13 protein-coding genes and 3 tRNA genes are annotated in these 18,712 nt (G+C 44.9%); 14 read left to right on the forward strand and 2 right to left on the reverse strand.

What is annotated here, in order from left to right; all coding sequences use genetic code 11:
* Positions 1-188 precede the first annotated feature (188 nt).
* The 14 genes from QMA13_RS11960 (at position 189) to QMA13_RS12025 (ending at position 17,392) form a co-directional block, all read left to right on the forward strand.
* Positions 189-1,013 carry an ABC transporter ATP-binding protein gene (locus QMA13_RS11960; protein ID WP_282941597.1) on the forward strand — a complete coding sequence of 275 codons (825 nt, stop codon included), beginning with the start codon at positions 189-191 and terminating at the stop codon, positions 1,011-1,013.
* Positions 973-2,088 carry an efflux RND transporter periplasmic adaptor subunit gene (locus QMA13_RS11965; protein ID WP_282941599.1) on the forward strand — a complete coding sequence of 372 codons (1,116 nt, stop codon included), beginning with the start codon at positions 973-975 and terminating at the stop codon, positions 2,086-2,088. The genes QMA13_RS11960 and QMA13_RS11965 overlap by 41 nt, the downstream gene beginning before the upstream one ends.
* A gap of 5 nt (positions 2,089-2,093) precedes the next feature.
* Positions 2,094-5,018, forward strand: a complete 2,925-nt coding sequence (locus QMA13_RS11970; RefSeq protein ID WP_282943379.1) for an ABC transporter permease — start codon at positions 2,094-2,096, stop codon at positions 5,016-5,018.
* A gap of 1 nt (position 5,019) precedes the next feature.
* Entirely contained in the window at positions 5,020-5,901 is an 882-nt protein-coding gene (locus QMA13_RS11975) for an ABC transporter ATP-binding protein (protein WP_282941600.1), read from the forward strand.
* Positions 5,902-5,964: 63 nt separating this feature from the next.
* Positions 5,965-7,440, forward strand: coding sequence for an ABC transporter substrate-binding protein (locus QMA13_RS11980; RefSeq protein WP_282941602.1), 1,476 nt, complete (start codon positions 5,965-5,967; stop codon positions 7,438-7,440).
* A gap of 55 nt (positions 7,441-7,495) precedes the next feature.
* Positions 7,496-9,643 (forward strand): hypothetical protein, encoded by a 2,148-nt coding sequence (locus QMA13_RS11985; RefSeq protein WP_282941603.1) that lies wholly within the window; start codon positions 7,496-7,498, stop codon positions 9,641-9,643.
* Between the two features lie 391 nt (positions 9,644-10,034).
* Positions 10,035-10,409, forward strand: coding sequence for a hypothetical protein (locus QMA13_RS11990; protein ID WP_282941604.1), 375 nt, complete (start codon positions 10,035-10,037; stop codon positions 10,407-10,409).
* Between the two features lie 101 nt (positions 10,410-10,510).
* Positions 10,511-13,618, forward strand: coding sequence for an efflux RND transporter permease subunit (locus tag QMA13_RS11995; RefSeq protein WP_282941606.1), 3,108 nt, complete (start codon positions 10,511-10,513; stop codon positions 13,616-13,618).
* A 29-nt stretch (positions 13,619-13,647) separates the two neighbouring features.
* Entirely contained in the window at positions 13,648-14,901 is a 1,254-nt protein-coding gene (locus tag QMA13_RS12000; RefSeq protein WP_282941608.1) for an efflux RND transporter periplasmic adaptor subunit, read from the forward strand.
* A gap of 31 nt (positions 14,902-14,932) precedes the next feature.
* Positions 14,933-16,657: a hypothetical protein gene (locus QMA13_RS12005; RefSeq protein ID WP_282943380.1), complete on the forward strand. Its 1,725-nt coding sequence runs from the start codon at positions 14,933-14,935 to the stop codon at positions 16,655-16,657.
* A gap of 203 nt (positions 16,658-16,860) precedes the next feature.
* The gene (locus tag QMA13_RS12010) at positions 16,861-17,028 is read left to right on the forward strand and encodes a hypothetical protein (RefSeq protein ID WP_282943714.1); all 168 of its coding nucleotides are present in this window, start codon (positions 16,861-16,863) and stop codon (positions 17,026-17,028) included.
* Positions 17,029-17,110: 82 nt separating this feature from the next.
* Positions 17,111-17,187: transfer RNA gene (locus tag QMA13_RS12015), tRNA-Met, on the forward strand.
* 10 nt (positions 17,188-17,197) lie between these two features.
* Positions 17,198-17,274: transfer RNA gene (locus tag QMA13_RS12020), tRNA-Ile, on the forward strand.
* A 32-nt stretch (positions 17,275-17,306) separates the two neighbouring features.
* Positions 17,307-17,392 (forward strand) — tRNA-Leu (locus QMA13_RS12025).
* A gap of 177 nt (positions 17,393-17,569) precedes the next feature.
* On the opposite strand, the gene QMA13_RS12030 is transcribed toward QMA13_RS12025, so the two are convergent.
* Positions 17,570-17,905, reverse strand: coding sequence for a hypothetical protein (locus QMA13_RS12030; protein WP_282941610.1), 336 nt, complete (start codon positions 17,903-17,905; stop codon positions 17,570-17,572).
* Positions 17,906-17,934: 29 nt separating this feature from the next.
* The gene (locus QMA13_RS12035; RefSeq protein ID WP_282941612.1) at positions 17,935-18,633 is read right to left on the reverse strand and encodes a pirin family protein; all 699 of its coding nucleotides are present in this window, start codon (positions 18,631-18,633) and stop codon (positions 17,935-17,937) included.
* Positions 18,634-18,712: the final 79 nt, after the last annotated feature.

The raw sequence follows: 18,712 nt of genomic DNA on the forward strand, positions 1-18,712 counted from the left end.
AGCTATCTTTCATTTTGGGAGAATTGAAAGCGTATCCGGTAAGTGGTTGGGATTTCCAGACATTTAAAAATAAGAAGTTTTTTGATGACAATCTGTAACTTTTTCATCATTTCCTTCGTCTATAATTTGGAAGTAATGGTTTTGATAGATACATAGAATGATTGTCGATAACAGGTAGGAGGGTCGCAATGCTTGGTTGGCTTCGCCAAAAAAACAAAAATCAACCTGAAGAGGCTGACAGGGAGGCAGAAGCTCAGCAGCCGGTGGACTTATCGCTGGAATTGGGGGCAGCATCCTTGGAAGCCTCGGCCGCCACAGCTGAGCCGGTGGATTATAGCACGCCCTTGCTAACGGTTGAAGGGGTAGAAAGGTCTTTTCCCGTCGGAGGCCAGCAGCTGCATGTGCTGAAGGGCATTCATATGTCTCTTTATCACAGGCAGCTTGTTATGCTGAAAGGACGTTCAGGTTCTGGTAAAACAACGCTGTTGAACTTGATTGGGGGGCTTGACCAGCCGAACAAGGGCGAGATTGTGTTTAAAGATCATCCGTTTCATTTGTGCAGCGACGATCAGCGTACGCAAATAAGACGCAAAGAAATAGGATTTATTTTCCAATCATTTGCCTTAATGCCACTTCTTTCTGCTTGGGAGAACGTAGAGCTGGCTCTTCGAATGGCTGACGTCCCACGCTCCGAATGGAAGAACAGAGCTTCTCACTGCTTGGAGCTTGTCGGATTGACCAAACGGATGCATCATAGGCCCTTCGAGCTCTCGGGAGGAGAGCAGCAGCGTGTCGCAATTGCTAAAGCTATTGCCCACAGGCCTAGTCTGCTTCTAGCTGACGAGCCGACGGCGGAGCTTGATTCGCAGATGGGCGCACAGGTTATGGCGGTATTCAGAGAAATCATCAATACGGAGAAAGTGACCATTTGTATGACTACACATGATCCAACAATTATGGAGGTTGCCGACCATGTATTTGAAATGGTGGATGGGAAATTTATCAACACGTAAAAGAAAGGCTAAACCTCTGCTTGCTGTTTGTATGGCATCCGTTTTAACGATAAGCTCCGGATGCTCACTCTTGCCAAAGGAAGCGGAAGAAGAAACGCTGCCGACGATTACGGCTCCCAAGTTGTCCAAGAAACCGGAGTATGTTGTGAAGACGGAGACGTTGGAAACCAAGGTGCGCGGTTCCGGCAAGATGATGGGAACGAAGGAAGAGGATCTTTATTTTACGGATGAGGATAGCAGAAGAATTAAGGCCATTTATGTAAAGAGCGGAGACAAAGTCGAGCAGGGTCAAGTGATCGCCGAACTCGACGTTACCGAGCAGGAGAGCCAGCTCAAGCAAAAGCGGCTGCAAACCCGCAGGGATGAGCTGACCATGATAGAGACCTTGCGCAAAGCCGACGAGATGAGCGCGGAGGATCTGGAGAAGGCTAAGATCGATTTTGAGCTTAAACGGGAAGATTTGAATAAGCTGGAGAGCACAATCGCTAAGGCGAAGCTGACAGCTCCCTACTCGGGTACGATTGTTTCGGTTTATGTGCAAAAAGGCGATACAGCCAAAGCGTACGATGCCATCGCTACGATTGCGGATTTAACGCAGTTAGCGGTAGTTGCAAGTCTGAGCAACGAGGATTTGAAGAAGGTTGCCGTCGGAATGGAGGCGGTAGTCGATATCAATTCCGCAGGTCAGCATAAAGGAAAAGTCATTCAATTGCCAAATCCTAGCTCGGATGCGAACAACGGCAATAACAATAACGGCAATTTTGGAGGCCAGAACGGGAATAACCAGAAGAAGCCTGACTCCATCGATAATTATATGGTAGTGGAGCTGGATCCATTGCCCCAAGGGTTGAACCGAGGCACGTTTCTCAGCGTATCCGTCATAACTTCACGTAAGGAAAAGGCGGTTACGATACCGTTAGCTACTCTTAGATCCTATTCCGGACGCAATTACGTTCAAGTGGTCGATGATCAAGGGAACAAGAAGGAAGTGGATGTCGAGATAGGGCAGCAAACCTCAACGGACGTGGAGATCGTTAAAGGACTTACGCCGGGGCAGAAAGTAGTGGGCCGCTAATGTCAATGCCAATGCTGCGATTTTTGTACCGAAAAATGTGGAATACACGCTGGTTGACGTTAAGCTCTCTGGTCGGTCTAATTATGGCTGTGGCTTTTACAACGAGCATACCGATGTATTCCGACGGTTCGTTAAAGCGGGTCGTCAGCAAATCGTTAGAAGAAAAAAGCGGCGGTTTGCCTGCTGGCTCCGTATTAATAAGATATCAGGCTACCGGATCGGATCGTGCTGAGCTGGATGCCATAAAAGATGCAGATCAATACATAACGAATGATATCCCTAAGGATATTTCTTTCCCTTATGAAGCTTATGTCCGCAGCTATTCGATCCGTGCCTCTCAGCTGTCGCCGGAAGATCCGAAGAAGGTCGATCCAAGTAAAAAACGTCAAATGACGCTTTTGTCTCAAAACGGTTTGAAGGATCAAGCGGAGCTTAAACAGGGACAATGGTTTAATGATCAAGTGCAAAGCGGTATCGTAGAAGCTGTTATATTGGAAGAAGCTATGTACCGCAACGACATTCATATCGGAGATGTATTCAATTATCCTATTAGTGGCGGGTTAGGCATTGCCCCCATCAAAATTAAGGTCGTCGGAACGATCGTTCCAAAGAACGATCAGCATCCTTATTGGTTTCAAGGGATGGAAGGAGTTATGAACTCCTTCTTTATGAGCGAAGCGGGATTTGAGAACTACATATTGAAGGATAAGAAAATACCGCTCAACCTTGCGAACTGGTATTATGCCTTTGATCTGAAAAATATTCAAACGAGTCAGCTGTCGCCTTTGGAATCAAAGCTGGAGCGTCTGGATATCATCTTGTACCAAAAGCTGAAAAATACGCGTGTCGACTTGTCGTTTATTCCTATATTGCAGGAATTTAAAACGCAAAGCCTGCAGCTGCAAATTTTGCTGTTTACATTGGCTGCACCAATGATTGCGATGGTGTTTTATTATATCGTGATGAATTCAAGGCAATCGTTGGATCGACAGCGCAGTGTCATAGCGGTTTTGCGAAGCAGGGGCGGCAGTACGAAGCAAATTATCGGTATTTATGTGCTGGAAGGTTTGCTGCTTGGATTGATTGCGATGATCCTGGGGCCTATGCTCGGATGGTTTATGGCCAAAAGTATCGGTTCTTCCAGCGGGTTCCTCGCTTTTGTGGATCGGAAGTCGGTTCCCGTCGGCGTCTCTCAAGAAGCGCTGCTATATGGAGCGGCTGCTGTACTTATCGCACTGCTAGCCAGCGTAATACCAGCGATCGTCTACGCCAAGGCATCTATTGTCAGCTACAAGCAAAAGCTGGCGCGTTCAGACCGATCCCCCTTTTGGCAAAAGTGGTTTCTCGATGTGCTACTTATAGGTGTTGTAGCCTACGGATATTATTTATTTGATCAAAGACAAGTATTATCGGTGCAAACCGGTTTAACAACGGATCAGCTGCAGGTGCACCCGCTGCTCTTTTTCGTGCCGGCATTATCAATCATTGCTCTTGGATTGTTCTTTCTGCGTATTTTTCCATGGCTGCTCAGGCTGTGGAACTGGATTGGCAAACGTTTCTTGCCTGTGCCGGTATACTTAACGCTGACTCAGCTGTCTCGTTCTGCGCAATCGTATTACCCTCTAATGCTGTTGTTGATACTTACATTGGGCTTGGGAGTGTATAACTCTTCAGCTGCAAGAACGATAGATCTGAACTCAACGGACCGCATTCTTTACAATTATGGAACAGACGTTGTAATCCAAGCCGTTTGGGATGGTGTTTCGGACGATCTGCCTCAGGATCAATCCAACGGACAGAATAATGGAAACAACGGTGGAAATGGAAGCTCAGGAAATAATCAAGGAAATGGCAATAACGGTAGTGGGGGAGGAAATGGAGGCGGCCCTGGTGGTGCCGGCGGTAATGGTATGGAAGAACCTCCGCCTAAGCTTCGTTATGTAGAGCCGCCTTTCGTCGTATTTCAGCAGCTTGAAGGAGTCGATCATGCGGCCCGTGTACTGAGAACTAAGGGTAATGTTGTTATGTCGGGCAAATCCTTGGGCCAAGGGATGCTGATGGGAATCGATAATGTTGATTTCTCCAAGGTGTTCTGGTATAGAAAGGACTTATTCAAAGTCCATCCTAATGCTTACTTGAATTTGCTTGGTACGTATGAGCAATCGGTTATTATCCCAACCTCCTTTGCTGAGAAGCACCATATAAAGGAAGGGGATATCATCAGTATCTCCATTCAACAGCAGCAGGTTGAATTTGTTGTAGTGGCAACCGTACCTTATTGGCCGAGTCAATATCCAGACCAAATGCCATTTTTCATAGCCAACCTGGATTATATTTATGATCAGGCGCCGGTCACTCCTTATGAAGTGTGGCTGAAGATGAAAGAGGGTGCGAAAGTCACTCCTCTTATGGAAGAATTGGCGAAGAAGCAAATCCCGATTGTCAGCGTGAAAGATGTGCGCAACGAATTAATCGTACAGATGAAGCATCCGGCTCGCGGTGGCGTATTCGGAATACTAAGTCTCGGCTTCCTTGTATCGGTATTTGTATCGCTAATCGGCTATATATTGTACTGGTTTTTCAACTTGTCCAGCAGAGTGGTTCAGTTCGGCGTCCTGCGGGCCATGGGGCTTTCACGACGTCAGCTCACAGGCATGCTGCTGCTTGAACAAGGCTTTACTGCCGGATTGTCCATTGCTCTCGGAATAGGAATAGGCAAGCTGACCAGCTACTTGTTCCTGCCTTTCCTGCAAACGGCAGAGAATGTCAAGATGCAGGTACCGCCATTCCGGGTCGTCTTTAATGCTCGGGATACCGATCAGCTGTATGTGGTCGTAGCGGTAATGATGCTGACTGGTGCCGGTCTATTGTTCCTGCATATCCGCAGATTGAGGGTTCATCAAGCCGTCAAGCTCGGAGAGGAGAAATAACATGATTACTTGTGAAGAGCTCGTCAAAATATACAAAACCGACGACATTGAAGTCGTCGCCCTTAAAGGGCTGAACATTTCCGTTGCAGCCGGAGAAATGATGGCAATCATCGGCAACAGCGGGAGCGGGAAATCGACTTTTCTAAACATTTTGGGAGGGCTGGACCGGCCCTCTGCCGGCCAGGTGCAGGTTGGCGAATGGAACCTCCTCAAAATTACAGATGAAGATCTGGTCAAGTACAAACGTAAAACCGTTGGCTTCATTTGGCAAAATAATGCGCGAAACTTAGTGCCTTATTTGACCGCATTGGAAAATGTAGAAATGCCTATGATGCTTAGTGGAGATTATGACCGTGCTTACGCGAAGCAGCTTCTGGAATGGGTAGGATTAAAGGAACGAATGGGAAACAAGCTACAGCAGTTATCAGGCGGTGAGCAGCAGCGTGTCGCCATCGCAATATCCCTTGCTAATAAGCCTTCGCTTCTGTTGGCGGATGAGCCGACCGGTTCTGTAGATACGAAAACGTCGGATATGATTATGGATATTTTTCGTAAGCTGAATCGCGAGCTGGGCGTCACTATCGTTATTGTTACCCATGATATGGCGCTTGCCAGCAAGGTGGATCGTGTTGTTGCCATCCGCGACGGGATGACCAGTACGGAGTTCATTAAACGGAATCCGAATTTGGAGCAAGATCAAATGGAATCTGCTGCAGGGTTTCAGGCGATGAACGACGTCCATGAAGAGTACGTTGTTTTGGATAAGGCCGGCAGACTGCAAATACCTAAAGCGTACCTACAGGCACTGCAAATCGACACTAAGGCTTCCATGGAGTTTGACGGAGAGAAAATTATTATAAGACCGCCTAAATCCATCGAATAGTCCTTAGGAAGCTATATGCAATGTTTTACCGATGGCATAACAAATTGTTGGAGGGATTAACTTATGAAACCATGGATAAAGAAATCAATGCTATTATCCATTAGTGCCGGTCTTATGGTGCCTACTTTAGCAGCCTGCACTAAGACGAAGGGAGCCGATACGAAGACAGAGAGAGTATTGCGTGTCGCTACAAGCTTCGGTTATGGAGACGATGAATATTTTCGTCAGCAGTTCACCGAAATATTCGAGTTTGCCAATCCGAACATTAAAATCGAGATTATTCCGACGATGGATGACAGCTATCGGTATGGAAGAGTGGATCCGAACAAGAAGCCGGTAGATCCTATGGATAAGCTGAAGGAAGTTATGCAGGGGGATAACCCTCCTGACGTTGTAATGGTCGGTTATGAGCAGCTTCCTGAACTGATTTCGAACAATATGCTGACTCAGCTCGATCCGATGATTACGAAAGACAAATTCGATACCTCGGATATGGTCCCTGCGGTTGTTGAGGGACTTAAGAAGACAGGGGACGGCAAGTTGTATGCACTGGCCCCTACATTCAACTCTTCTGCACTCATCTATAATAAGCGTATGTTTGACGAAGCGGGTGTTCCTTATCCAAAGGATAAGATGACATGGGATGAAACGTTCGACTTGGGCAAGCGTCTTATTAAAGGCGAGGGAGAGAACCGAAAAGCGGGTTTCTCGTTCAGTACCCAATCGATGGGAGATTTGTTCTATTCCATGCAAATGTATACAGCGCCTCTTCAGTTGAGAATGTTTGACGAAAAGGGCGAGAAGATGACAGTGGATTCCGATCAATGGGAAAAAGTGTGGAAAGCGATGCTGAAGCTGAAGCAGGACAAAGTGCTGCCTGAACAGCAGGATCCTTCCAAAATGAAAGGCCAAATGATGAACGGAGGCGAAAATTTCAATCCGTTCCAGTATGATGATTTTCTTTCTAATCGGGTTGCAATGTCTATTATTAACTATGGCCAACTGAACCAGATTACGAATGCCAACAAAAGTGCACAAAACTATCCGGGTTATACACCTATTGATTGGGATGTTGTTACGCTCCCTGTCCATCCTGAAGCGCCGGATGTGGGCGGCTATATCGGAATGAACGGAATTATGAGCATTAATGCCAAGGCTCAAAATGTGGAAGATGCGTGGAAATTCATTAAGTTTATTAATAGTGAGGATTGGGCACGTCTGAAGTCCAGCAGCTCTTATAACATCGTAACCCGTAAAAAGTACATTAAACCGAAAGACGGTATACAGTTCCATATCGAAGCTTTCACTACATTGACACCGGCCCCTCAGCAGGATTACAAAATTTATCGAGAAAAACCTAGTATCGGTCAAGTACAGGATATCGGACGTCGGTTGTTTAACGATGTAGTCGATGGGAAAATGCAGGTCCGTGACGCGTTGAAAAAATGGCAAACGGACGGAGATGCGATGCTTCAGCAGATTAAAGATAATCCAACCGGCCCAATCAACAATGAAATCATGTCGATGCGAGCAGGCTAACTGCCAGTGTGTTAACAGTTAATAATCTATTTTCAACGGGAGGCATACAGACATCATGAAATTTAACCATAAAACAACTCATATCCTGCTCCTTAGCGCCGCCTTAACTTGGGGTACCGCTGTCCCGGCTTTTGCCGCCGACAGCAGTACGCCTCCGGCGAACTCGATCAATACCCTGTCCACCGGCTCTGCGCCAGCTCTGGGACAAGTCAAAGTGACTGGTGACAGCTATTTTGAACTCAAAAATGTGACGATACTGCCGGAGAAGGGAAGCAAGACAGTTACTTTTACCGTAAGCGTTCATAATGAAGGCAGCAATGACTTGCTGTTCATTGATTATTGGCCGCATCTTAAAACGAAATCAGGAAATCAAATTTCCGTTCGTATTCTTCCACAAGATAAGGACAAAAACCGGATCACTCCGAAATCCGTACAGGATATCAGCTTCTATGCTTCGGTTAACGAGACTACGGAGTTGACGGATCTTATTTTTGAATTTATTAAGTGGGACTTCAGCCAGCCGAATTTTGAGCGCAGCATAGGCGAGATTGCTGTCCCGGATACCTATTCAGTCGTCACTCCTATGAATGATTCACACATCATTAATATGGCGGGTACCGAAGTTAAGACGTCCATTAAAAAAATATTTATGACGAAGAACGAGAAAAATGTTACCCCTACCGTAGTGCTAAATATGGAGAACGTAGGTAACCGTAGTGCGGCAGTACCGACCTATCAATTTTTGATTCGGACCAAGGAAGGATATATGTATCCGCTCGATGCCAAAAACTTGAAGGATTTAGTTATTAATCCGCAGGTGAATAAGGAAGTTGAGTTAACTGGTTCCATCCCTGTAGCTGTAAGTACGGAGGGCTGGCAGCTGGTCATTATTCAAAATGCGGCGGATTTGAAACTGAATTTGCCTATTGCTTATTACGAGCTTCCGCAGGTTTCTGAGCCTGACAGCGTGGATACAGGAATAGAATACAAATTCACGAATAAAGAAGGTACTTACACGACGAAGCTGAACTCGCTGCAGCGTTTGCCTCTGGAGGATCAAGATATCTTATCGGCGAATCTTACACTTTTGAATAAAGGTGAGAATTCATTGCCGCTTCCTGATTTGACAGGTCACTTCCTATTGGATGATAAAGTGAAGGTTGAAGCAAAGCTCGTTCAAACCGATAAAGTAATAGGACTTCCGGTAGGTGGCTCTAGTACGTTCCAGTTTGTTGGCAAGATGCCGTATACATACCAGTTCTCAACAGTCAAACTGGTACTTCAAGAGAAAACAGGCGAGAAAGAAACAGAGGATCTGCTGGAATTCGCCCATCGTTCTGAACTGATGAACATGCAATATTTGAATGTCGGGGAAACGTATAAAAATGCGAATATCGGCAGAAATGCAAGCTACCAGGTGCGGAATGTTAAAACTTATTCTGGAGATACTGCCGACATATTTACCGTTCAACTGGAAACCGTCAATATGGAGAAACGTTATTCCGATATTACGAAGCTTGTTGCTCAATTTAAAACGGCGGATGGAGCTATCTACCCGGCTGCCGTGTCTGAGATTAAGAACAAGATCACACCAGGTGGAAAAGCGCTGCTCATTTTGTCCAGTACACTTCCCAAAGGGTTTCCAACTTCCAATATGAACGTGATGATCGGTGAAGCTGTGACGGACAATAAGTTTTCCACGAGTAAAGATACTCCTGATTCCTATGTGAACGCAGTTGGTTTCTGGCTTCCTTTGGAAAACTTTGAGGTCAAGAATGATTTAATGAATATCGATTTGCTGCCTTATACCTTATCTATTAATAAAATTAATACATGGCTTGACCGAGAAAAATTGAAGATCACCTTTAATTATGAGTTAACTAAAAATCTTTTGATGGAGACCAATACAGAGGGTCGCAAGTTAGTTATTGGTCTTGAAGATGAGAATGGTAACAAATCGTTTACTCGTGAGTTTGATTTCAAAGATTTTGATGTCGTAGATTCTTCAAGTACGGAAACGAACAAGGATACCAAAATCCGTCTCGGAAAACGAGATAAGTTCGTTATCGAAGAGCAGGATCAAGATCTCATCTTCCATCTCGAAACATTAAAAACCTATAAGCTTAATGTATATGACTCTTACCAAGGGCAGAAGAAACTTCTTGCTTCCCAAAAGATCGATTGGTTCTCCACTACGGACTAATATGAATAAGTATGAAACCGCCATTGACCATGCATATAAGCATAGCATGGCGGTTTTTCTTGTTATGATCATGCCTTCAGATTACAGAATGAACCGAGTAGATTATTGCAGGACTTGTACCAATTATGTATAAATGGTTAATTTTGTATTGGAACTATTGACACATTTTTCAAAAGGAATTATGTTATTATCGTTAACAACATTCTTAACGATAATAAACTACAGTGAGGAAGAATGATATGAAACTACCGCATCGGTCTTATTCCGCCTTGAGGCAAAACATTAGCAACCATATGTCTCTCTCTCTTTTGAGGCTGAGGGCTTCAGTCCGCTGGTTGGTAAGATTTTTGCTTTCCTGCTAGCTGCGCCTAAGCCTGTTAGCCTACAGGAAATGGCGGATGAGCTTGGCGTGACCAAGGCGGCCATTAGCGTACAGGTGCGCACACTCGAGAAACACTTGATGTGTCATAAGATTCCAACAAGCAATGACCGCAAGGATTACTACTTCATCTCCGACGATATCAGCATGACTTCTTTGCAAGCCAACATACAGAAGATGCAAAGAATACAGCATCAGATTGAACATACTTTACATATATTTGATCAGCTTGAAGGAATTGAAGAGGAAGAACGTTCTTCTCATGACGCATGCAAAAGAAGATTTATCGAGATGCAAGCGATGTACGAAATGTTCCTGAATCGATTGGATGGCTTGGAGGAGGAGTGGAACCGCAGAAGAGCACAATTATTTCCTCAAATAGAATAAGGTCAATGAAAAGAAAAAAGACCAAAATTTGAAAAAAAATGAAGGGGTAAAGCAAACCCCCTCGTCTAAAGGGTCAGCTAATGTAATGGAGGAGTAGAGAGATGAATAAATTAACACAGTTTTCAATGAAAAACATTACGGCCGTCATCATTATCATCCTGCTGCTGTTCGGTGGAGGTATTTATGCTGCCAGCACATTAAAGGTTGAAAGCATGCCGGATATATCATTCCCGGTCGTACTCGTTAACACTCAGTACACGGCTCCTCCCAAGGACGTGCTTGAGGATGTGACGAAGCCTTTGGAGAAGGCTGTCGCAGGCTTGGAAGGGCTTAAGAACCTGACTTCCACCTCCAGTGACAATTTTTCCTCTATTGTCATCGAGCTGGAGCAGGATAAAAAGCCGGAGGACGTAAAGAAGGATGTAGAGAGCCTTGTTGCTAACGTCAAGCTTCCACAGGGCTCTGAGAAGCCGAAGGTACAAACGTTTGGTTTTGCGTCACAGCCTGTATATTATTTGTCCGCCTATGCATCTAACGGAATGAATCAAGAAGAGCTTGATAAAGCTTATAAAGATGTTATCCTCCCTGGCTTCAATTCTTTGAAAGGCATTGATCACGTTGATTCCATCGGTAATCAGGAGTCTGTGCTAACGATGAAAATGGACATTAATGCCATCAATAACTACGGCTTGACCCCATCTGGAGTATCCTCAAGCATCAAAGCCGCTTTGCTCACGAGTCCTGCAGGTTCTGTTGACTTCAACGGCAACACGCAGATGGTTCGCGTTAAGAGCGATCTAAATTCTATATACAACCTGGAAAACATGAAGATTACAACGCCTAATGGCGATACGCTGCTATTAAAGCAAATTGCCAAAGTCGAGGCTATTACTGAATCTACCTTCTTATCGCGGTTAAATGAACAGCCGGCTATCGGGATTAACTTATACAAAACGAAGAATGCCAACGCGGTTGAATTTGCTGCCGATGCCGATAAGCTGATGGAGCAGTGGAAAAAGGATTTCCCTAACATTACTTTCCACACGATTTACAACAGTGCTACAGACATTAAAGAGTCGGTAAACGGCATGGTTCGTGAAGGCGGACTAGGAGCTATTCTGGCTTCCATTATGATATTGCTTTTTTTGAGAAATGTAAGAATGACGGTTATCGTTCTCGTGTCCATTCCATTATCGATATTAGTCACACTGCTGGTTATGGCTCCACTAGGCATATCACTCAACATTATGACCTTAGGCGGTATGGCCATTGCAGTCGGTCGTGTCGTGGACGATAGTATCGTTGTTATCGAAAATATTTACAGTCAGCTGCAAAAAGCTCAGGAACGCAACGAATCCGTTATCAAGCTGGCAACCTCTCAAGTGGCATCAGCGATTACTTCTTCAACAATTACAACGGTAGGCGTGTTTGGACCTATTGCCTTTGTTGGAGGCGTGCTAGGAGAGATATTCCGTCCTTTTGCCATTACATTGGTTGTTGCTCTTATGTCTTCCTTGATTGTTGCGTTAACGGTTATCCCTATGCTTGCGAAGCTGCTAGTTCTTAGAAGCAAACAGTTCAAACATCATGATGAAGAACGTGTTGGGAAATTTGCATCCGGATATAAAAAGACGCTTTTGTGGTCTCTCGCTAATCGCAAGAAAACCGTGTTCTTATCCATTCTATTGCTCATAGTAACCATTGGCGGTACGGTTCCGTTCTTGGCGGTTTCATTCATGCCAGAGAGCTCTACGGATAAGCTAATGCAGGTTACAATCAAAATGCCTCGGGAAACAACGATTGAAAGCATGGACATGAAAGTGAAGGAAATCGAAGCGATGATGAAGGCTTCCAAGGATCCGACGGGTCAGCCGACCTTCATTTATTTCGACGCATTGATCGGTTATGATCAAGGTGAAGACCGGATTGCTTATCGCAGCTCCATGTTTGCTGAAGCTTCACCTGCAACGGATGCCAAGCAGCTTGTAAAAGATTTGAAGGAAAAAATTCTCTATATGCTGCCAAAAGGCTCTGAAACAGAGGTTCAGCTTCTGTCTTCCGGAGGACCTCCTTCAGGGGGAGCGGATTTCTCGTATATGCTCAAAGGCGATGATTTGCTCATGCTCTCAAAAGGTTCGGAATTGGTTAAAGAGAAGATGAAAGAGTTCCCTGCACTTATCGATATTAAAGACTCTTTAAGTGAGTCGAAAACCGAAGTGGAAATTAATGTGGATCAAAATAAAGCGCGGATTTACGGACTATCTTCCGCTCAAATTAATGATTCGGTTCGTAGCTGGCTTGCAGAAGAAAAAATCGGCGATTTGAAATTTGATAATACCACTTTTAAAACAAAGATCATGCTGGATCCGAACTTCAAAAATTCAGTGGATAAAATTGGTAGATTCCAGATTAAAACACCTACAGGGTTAACGATCGATTTGAATGAAGTTGCCAAAGTTCGTCAGATTGACGCGCCTGTGGCCATTTCTCGTGAAATGCAGGAGCAGTACGTAAAAGTAACTGCCAAAATTGATAATGTCGATAAAGCAGGTATCAGTAAGCAAGTATCGGATGCATTAAAAACGGTGGAGCTGCCTTCCGGAGTAAGAACTGAAGTAAAAGGGGTTTCGGACGACATTCAATCGAGCTTCTCGCAAATGTTTGTTGCCATGGGAGCATCCATATTTATCGTTTACTTGGTTATGGTATTGGCATTTGGAAACGGTAGTGCTCCATTCGCTATTCTATTCTCCTTACCGCTTGCGGCAATCGGCGGTTTGCTAGGGCTACTGATTACTCATGAATCGGTAAATATTACTTCCTTGATCGGATTTCTTATGTTGATCGGTGTCGTTGTAACCAATGCGATCGTGTTGGTCGACAGGGTGCAGCAGCTTCGCGAGGATGGTCATGAAGTGAAGGAAGCTCTGATAGAAGCGGGGATGACGCGTTTGCGGCCGATTATTATGACTGCAGGAGCAACAATCATTGCTCTGCTGCCTCTCGGCTTAGGATTATCGAAAGGAACACTCATTTCAAAAGGTCTTGCTGTAGTCGTTATCGGCGGCTTAACCACGTCCACCTTGTTGACCTTGATCGTTGTACCGGTGGTGTACATCGTGATCGATAATATCAAGAAGCGGATTGGACGGATGTTCAATAAAAAGAAAACCTCGGTAGAAGCGAACGCTACTTCCGCGGCAAATTAATAGGGACTACGGAAAAGGAGAATGAGCCAATGAATCCGACATTTGCAAAAACTATAAAACAGAGCACCAAAGTTATGGGTGCCGTTGTAATCAGCTCGGCGCTAATAGCCGGGTGCACCTCCAAGCCAGCGGCTCAACCTGAGGCCAATGCTGCGGAAGCACAAATCAAGACGGTGAAAACGGCCAAAATCGAAAAGAAAAAAATCGGCGACCCTCTGGAACAAGTGGCCGATGTAGCTTCATCCATTCAAGTCGATGTCATTAACAAGGTGGGTGGAGATGTTCAGGAAATACTGAAAAAACGGGGTGATTCGGTAGAAAAAGGAGATGTCATATTCCGAATTGATCCTACCGATGTGCAGCTGCAAAAAGAGAGGGCTCAAATCTCCGTAACAGGAAGCAGACAGCAGCTGACTAAATCCAAAGAGGACTTGGTCAATTCAAGACAAGATCTCCAGAACGGCATTACGAAGCTGGAAACCTCTATCAAAGATACAGAGAAAAACTATAGCAAGATGCGCAATGATTACGATTTGGGACTCGTGACCAAGTTCCAGCTTGACCAAATGGAAAGCCAGCTGAGCAGCCTGAAGCTGGACTTGGAAAGCTCTAAAGCGAAGTTAAAAACGTTGGATACGACAAATTCTCTGTCTCAACTGGAGCAGGCGCTGCAATCCTCCGAATTGTCGATCCGGGAAGCGGATCGTACGATGTCTAATATGGAAGTGAAGGCTACGGTAAGCGGAGTGCTGACCGATCTTCCAATCGAGACAGGGATGACTTTACAAGCCGGCGTGAAGGCGGCACAAATCCAACAGCTGGATCCAATCAAGATTAAGGCAGAGCTGACCGAGGATGCTGCCAAGATGATTCGAGGTAAGCAGGAGCTTACGTTCTATGTACCGGGTGCAGTTGATAAACAAGCTGGCAAAGTAAACTATTTGGCCGATGTGATGAGCGCACAAACCAAATCGTATTCCCTTGAAATTGAAGTGCCTAATGCAGACCGCAAGCTTAAGCCGGGAATGAAAGCACAAATATTGCTTTCCGATGAGAAAGATCAAGTGGTTGTTACCGTACCGACCTTGAGCGTTGTTCGCGAAGGTGGAGATACCTTCGTATTCGTTTTAATAGGTGATTCGGTTGAGAAGCGTAAAATTCAACTAGGACGCCTGAACGAAGCGGAACAAGAGGTGCTTTCGGGAGTTAAAGAAGGGGAACAATTAGTTATCTCCGGACAGAATCAGTTAAAAGACAAAGAAAAAGTTCAACTGGCGAAATAATCACACGAACTGGAGGAGAAACCAAGTGAAAATGAACTGGAAAAAGACAGTAACATCCGTCGTCATTACTACATCACTCATGACAACAAGCTATGCCGCCTTTGCTGCGGAACCGACTGAAGCAAACACGCAAGCAGCAGCAGCTGCTTCCTACACTCTAACAGATTCGTTAAGCGTTGAAATTAAGAGCGTATTGAATGAACATGTTCTTGAGGGAACTCGAATTGGCGTCGTTGTTCGCATGAAAAACAGCAGTGGAGCGATAACACGGGTTCCAGAATATGAGCTGCGTGTTAAGACGAGCGATGGAACAGAGTACACACTTCAGCCTAGCGCATCCAATCCCAAGTCAATACAACCAAGAGCCAATACGGAATTGAGCTATATGGCTGTCATTGACCGTACGGATACCGTTACCTTATCGGAAGTGAACTGGACGGATGTAGATTACTATGTGTACCCGAAAACGGAATCGTTAGTCGTTGCGGTACCGATTAGCGGCCAATCGTGGAAAGGCAGCGACATGGCCATTACAGACCCTATGGCTGTCAAGAAATGGGGAGAGACATTTAAAATCTCTTCCGTCATTTCTCCATTGGAATACACTCCGATTAATATCGAGAAGGAAATGACGGATAAGGGCACGGTTCAAGTCGTGCAGCTGTTAGTTAGTAACCCTTCAGAAGGAAGAGAAACATTGCCTGACTTTACGTTGGACGGCAAATCCGAAACTCAAGTTTATGCCGGTAAAAAGATCGAACAAGGTGAGATAGTATTAGAAGCAAAAGAGAAAAAGTATATTCATTTTGCAATCTCAACGGACAATGATACCGTGCTTTCAAGCATTAACCTGCTGACTCCAGAGAAGTTTGCGCAACCTGGGAGCGGCGCTCAACCGACTTTAGTCAACTATAATGTAGGAAGATTGAACATTTTGCTACCGGCTTCAAGTACAGGCACTACCTACCCGGTTTATCAAATGGGTACAGCTATGAAATTTGATAATTTAAGCGATCTGATTCATCCGAACATGCAAGTATCCTTGGTGGAGTTCCACATGGATACTAATGAAGAGGAAGGCTCTAAGAACGTTACGGCTAAGTTTAAACTCAACAATAACAGCGATATGCCTATCGCTATTCCTGTGTTCCAGACGGATTTGGTAAGCGCGGACGGCTTTACTTACAGCGGCAATCGCCAAAACATTACGACCAAAAGCGTGCTGCCAAACTCCAGTTTAGTTGTTTCTTATTCCTATACGCTTCCGACTTCTGAGCAAGGTAAAGGTCTGGCTTTGAAGATGCTGGACACCCAGAAAGCGGCTCCGTATAAAACAACGATCGCTTCTTATAGCGTAGTGCTTCAACCGGATGAGCCGGAGAACCAATTCAAGGTATATCCGTTTGCGGCAAAAGTAACCTACTGGACTATATCGCCAATTTTCAATCGTCTGGGTAATTCGTTGACGTATTCGTATAAGGCCAGATTTGATCTGGAGCTGACTCGTGACGAGCAGGTGCAGGTTGACCCAAGTTTTTCCAAATTGCAGTTTGAGCTTTATGATTCCGTGGGCCGCTTGATTGGTACGACCACTGGGAAATTTGTCGGAACGGGACGTCTCGTAACCGGTGAGAATAACATTATCTTCGATTCCACTACAGAACAGCTCGAGCGTCCTCTGACTATTCGTGTCTACGAGCTGTTTACAACTCAGGCGGGAGATTCCAAGCGTTTGCTGGGTGTATTCAAGCAATAATAATGAACTTATCTACTTTTTATTTCAAAAGAAGCCACCCTCGGGTCGGCTTCTTTTTTACAATGTGTACTATGAATAGAGCTGAAATGATAATGAAATTGGAGCAATAACCAAATAAGGTTGCTGCTTTTTGGATATGCTACATGATAGCAGCTGGAATATCTTCATACCATTAGGATATGACATAATCGGAGTGAGTAAAGATGATGAACTGGGTATATTGGGCTAAATTATACGAAAGCAAATTTCAAGCAGGATGTCTTGCCAAACGGATGGAAGAGGATTGGTGGATTTACGGCTACGAATGTCCTCAAGAGGTAGAGGTATATCGCTCTAAAAAAGGGCGTTTTGGAGTCCGTTATATAGTGTAAAATTTTTTGTTATATTTTTCTTGACAACTCTTCTATCTATATTGTATTATTGAGTTCGTCGCTAAGACAACTGACCAACTAACGCGGGGTGGAGCAGCCCGGTAGCTCGTCGGGCTCATAACCCGAAGGCCGCAGGTTCAAATCCTGCCCCCGCAACCAAAACATTCGTGGGCCCTTAGCTCAGTTGGTTAGAGCGGTCGGCTCATAACCGATTGGTCGGGGGTTCGAGTCCCTCAGGGCCCACCACCATAGCATTTTGATCGTGGTTTACAATGTTTGCCGGAGTGGCGGAATGGCAGACGCACAGGACTTAAAATCCTGCGGGGGCGACCCCGTACCGGTTCGAGTCCGGTCTTCGGCACCACAATCACACATTAGCGTACATAGTAAATCCCGTATGTTTTCATGCAGCATCGTGAAGCATACGGGATTTTTAAATTTTTATGTAGGAGTACAGATCAGGATCAGATGGTAGGCTAGTTACCCAAGAAAAAAGGGACTTCAGTAGAAGTTCCCCCTTAATTGGATCAGCTAGCTGTATTTATACTTTCTCGTTATTGTATTCCATTCTTGAATCCAGTTGTATGGTCCAACGTCGAGTAGCCGCATTGTATTGAAGTTCTGGCTTATCTTTATCGTAAAACCAGTATTTTTGGATAGGCAGACCCGGTCTTTCAAAAAAATAAAAGAGGTTAAGATTCCAACTATTCGAATCAAGCAGAGCAGCTGTATCTGGCTCTACATCCTCGACAGTAAACTTCCATTTACCGTCATTTTCCTCCAAAGAAAATGCCTTTTGCCTACCGCTGACATCGAACAGCATACGGCTTCCTATAGCATGTTTTATATAAAAATGTGTTTTAGACACTTCGTTCATACGATTCCCTCCCACAGTTCCGATTTCTATTAAGGCAAATCAATAAGGAGTAAAGTAGCACCTTGTTCTGTATGAAGCTCTAGATCGGTTACATCGGTGATTCTAGCCGCGTCACGACGATTCAGCTGATAAGATCCGTTTAATACAAGAGAGCCTTCAATGACGAATACATACATTCTGCGCCCTGGTTCCTGTTGGAAAGAAACCGATTGTCCAGCATCCATCTCGGATAAGTACATCGTCAAGTTTTGGTGAATATGAGCGATGTTAGGTCCCGACGCATCGGAGACGATAGGAAGAAGACGATTTTTCATTTGAGCAGGGTAATAGCTCGTCGTTTCGTATGAAGGCTGCAGTTGGCGTTCATTGGGTGTAAACCAGATTTGCAGCAGCTCGACAGCCTCATCTCCTGGATTGACTTCCGAATGGATAATTCCGGTCCCTGCTGTCATTCGTTGAATGCCACCGAAGCCTGTAACTGCCTTGTGGCCGGTGCTGTCCTCATGCTGCAGTTGACCCCTCAGTACAATAGAGACAATCTCCATTTCACGATGGGGGTGGGCTCCGAAACCGCGGTGGCCTGCAACCACATCATCATTAAATACACAAAGAGGTCCGAACTCTGTATTCTCAGGATCATAGTAGTCTCCGAACGAAAAGCTGAAATTGCTTTGAAGCCAACCATGGTCTGATGAGTAACGGGAAGCGGCAGTATGAATTTGGATCAAGTAAATCACTCCTTTAGAAAATATAGTACCTTATCTTTAGTATATATAAAGGTAGTTCGATTTTCAATGATTGTATTTA

Source organism: Paenibacillus sp. RC67, from assembly GCF_030020805.1.
GTDB lineage: Bacteria > Bacillota > Bacilli > Paenibacillales > NBRC-103111 > Paenibacillus_S.

Bases quoted from the DNA above. Each gene is read 5' to 3' on its own strand.
- QMA13_RS11960 (WP_282941597.1), top strand. From the start codon at position 189: ATGCTTGGTTGGCTTCGCCAAAAAAACAAAAATCAACCTGAAGAGGCT.
- QMA13_RS11965 (WP_282941599.1), top strand. From the start codon at position 973: ATGTATTTGAAATGGTGGATGGGAAATTTATCAACACGTAAAAGAAAG.
- QMA13_RS11970 (WP_282943379.1), top strand. From the start codon at position 2,094: ATGCCAATGCTGCGATTTTTGTACCGAAAAATGTGGAATACACGCTGG.
- QMA13_RS11975 (WP_282941600.1), top strand. From the start codon at position 5,020: ATGATTACTTGTGAAGAGCTCGTCAAAATATACAAAACCGACGACATT.
- QMA13_RS11980 (WP_282941602.1), top strand. From the start codon at position 5,965: ATGAAACCATGGATAAAGAAATCAATGCTATTATCCATTAGTGCCGGT.
- QMA13_RS11985 (WP_282941603.1), top strand. From the start codon at position 7,496: ATGAAATTTAACCATAAAACAACTCATATCCTGCTCCTTAGCGCCGCC.
- QMA13_RS11990 (WP_282941604.1), top strand. From the start codon at position 10,035: ATGGCGGATGAGCTTGGCGTGACCAAGGCGGCCATTAGCGTACAGGTG.
- QMA13_RS11995 (WP_282941606.1), top strand. From the start codon at position 10,511: ATGAATAAATTAACACAGTTTTCAATGAAAAACATTACGGCCGTCATC.
- QMA13_RS12000 (WP_282941608.1), top strand. From the start codon at position 13,648: ATGAATCCGACATTTGCAAAAACTATAAAACAGAGCACCAAAGTTATG.
- QMA13_RS12005 (WP_282943380.1), top strand. From the start codon at position 14,933: ATGAACTGGAAAAAGACAGTAACATCCGTCGTCATTACTACATCACTC.
- QMA13_RS12010 (WP_282943714.1), top strand. From the start codon at position 16,861: ATGATGAACTGGGTATATTGGGCTAAATTATACGAAAGCAAATTTCAA.
- QMA13_RS12030 (WP_282941610.1), bottom strand. From the start codon at position 17,905: ATGAACGAAGTGTCTAAAACACATTTTTATATAAAACATGCTATAGGA.